The 2,019-nt window shown below is 76.2% G+C and carries 1 protein-coding gene and 1 pseudogene; both read left to right on the forward strand.

From position 1 onward, the window contains the following. Nucleotides 1-144: 144 nt before the first annotated feature. Nucleotides 145-1,287, forward strand: a complete 1,143-nt coding sequence (locus GTW08_RS21465; RefSeq protein ID WP_346009950.1) for an MFS transporter — start codon at nt 145-147, stop codon at nt 1,285-1,287. A 292-nt stretch (nt 1,288-1,579) separates the two neighbouring features. Continuing rightward, nucleotides 1,580-2,019: pseudogene (locus tag GTW08_RS32085) on the forward strand (hypothetical protein); the annotation flags it as partial.

Consider the following 2,019-nt stretch of genomic DNA (forward strand, 5'->3'; position numbering starts at 1 on the left):
GGCGGGCGTACGGTCGTCGGCCGGGACAGCGGAGCGGAGGGCCACGTGGTCGAGCACGACGGCCGCGACCCCGCCGTACCCGGCGCACCGGTGCCCGCGCCCCCCACGGTGCGGGGTGCGACGGCGCTGCCCCGCGAGATCGGCGTGCTGGTCGGGTCGGCGTTCGCGATCGCCATCGGGTTCGGGCTGGTCGCGCCGGTGCTGCCGGCGTTCGCGCGCTCGTTCGACGTCGGGGTGACCGCGGCCGCCGCCGTGATCAGCGTGTTCGCTTTCTCCCGGCTGGTGTTCGCCCCGCTGTCCGGCACGGTCGTCGGCCGGTTCGGCGAGCTGCGGGTGTTCGTCGCCGGGCTCGCCGTCGTCGCCGTGACGACGGCCGGTCTGGCCTTCGCGACGGCGTACTGGCAGCTGATCGCGCTGCGCCTGGTCGCGGGCGTCGGATCGACGATGTTCACGATCTCGGCGGTGTCGCTGCTCGTGCGGCTGTCCCCGCCGCACCTGCGGGGCCGCGCGACGAGCCTGTGGGCGACCGGGTTCCTGCTCGGCAACATCGCCGGGCCGCTGCTCGGCGGCACCCTCGCCGCGATCGACGTACGCGCCCCGTTCCTGATCTACGCGGCGCTGCTGGTGCTGGTGATCGTCGTGGGCGGGCCGCTGCTGCGCCGGCCGGAGGGCCCGGTCGACGAGGCGCCCCCGCCGCGCACCCGGTTCCGCGACGCCGTGCGCCACCGTGCCTACCGGGCGTCGCTGGTGGGGAACTTCGCGAACGGCTGGGCGGTGTTCGGCGTCCGCATCGCGCTGGTCCCGCTGGTGGTGGTCGAGGCGCTGGGGCGCGAGGACGCGTTCGGCGGCATCGCGTTGTCGGTGTTCGCGGCCGGGAACGCGGCGACCCTGCTGCTGGCCGGACGTCTCGCCGACCGCTCCGGTCGCAGGCCCCCGCTGATCGCCGGCCTCGCGGTGTCGGGCGCGTCGACGGCCGTCCTCGGCTGGGTGCTCGACCCCTGGGCGTTCCTGGCGCTCTCGCTCGTCGCGGGGCTCGGCAGCGGACTGGTGAACCCGCCGCTCAACGCGGCCGTCGCCGACGTCATCGGGGAGCGCGCCCGCGGCGGCTCGGTGCTGGCGGGCTTCCAGATGGCGGCCGATCTCGGTGCCATCGCCGGGCCGCTCGTGGCCGGTGCGCTCGCCGAGGTCTGGGGGTACGGGCCGGCGTTCGCCGTGACCGGGGTGCTGTCACTGGTCGCGGCGCTCGTCTGGTGGCGGGCGCCGGAGACCCTCCCGTCCCGGTCCTGACCTGGGGCGCCGCCCGCCGGGGTGACACGAGGGCCGGTCGCTCCGTCCCGCTGGTCCCGATCGTCACCCGGATCCCACCCGTTATGGCGGGCCGCCGGTTCGGGTGACCTCCTCCGGGGTGACCTCACCCCACCGACGGGTGGCGGGTGTGGCTGGTGTGCACAGGGTGCTTCTAGCGTCGTGGATATCGGACAAGCCGGACACGGATGGGGACGGGAACGAAGCCATGAGGCGCGGACTGGCACGACGTACGGTGATGAGCGCGGCGGCGGTGGTGACGGTGAGTGCTGTCATGTTCACCGGAGGGGTCCTGGCTCTCACCGACGGTGCGGCCGTGTCCGCGGCCGCGGCACCCACGGTCCCCGGCGCCGTCGCGCAGGCCGCGGCCCCGGAGGCACCGAGCGTGCTCGCCGGGCCGGCGACCACTCCGTCGGGCGCCGCGGCGTTCCCGACCGACTCCGCTCTGCGGTCGTCGTCGGAGGCCGCCGGGGGCTCCGGTGCCGCGACGGCTGCCCGATCCGCGGAGACGGGGACGGACGCCGTCCGCGGGGCCGAGGGCTCCGGTGACGCCGGACCGGCCCGCCCGGCCGCGACCGGGTCGTCCGGTTCCGCGGGCCCGGTCTCGCCGTCCGCGCCGGAGTCCGCCGACGCAGCGAAGCCTGCTGACCCAGCGAAGCCTGCCGACCCAGCGAAGCCTGCGGACGCCGCGAAGCCTGCGGACGCCGCGAAGCC

Source organism: Pseudonocardia sp. SID8383 (assembly GCF_009864975.1).
In the GTDB taxonomy this organism is placed as follows: domain Bacteria; phylum Actinomycetota; class Actinomycetes; order Mycobacteriales; family Pseudonocardiaceae; genus Pseudonocardia; species Pseudonocardia alni.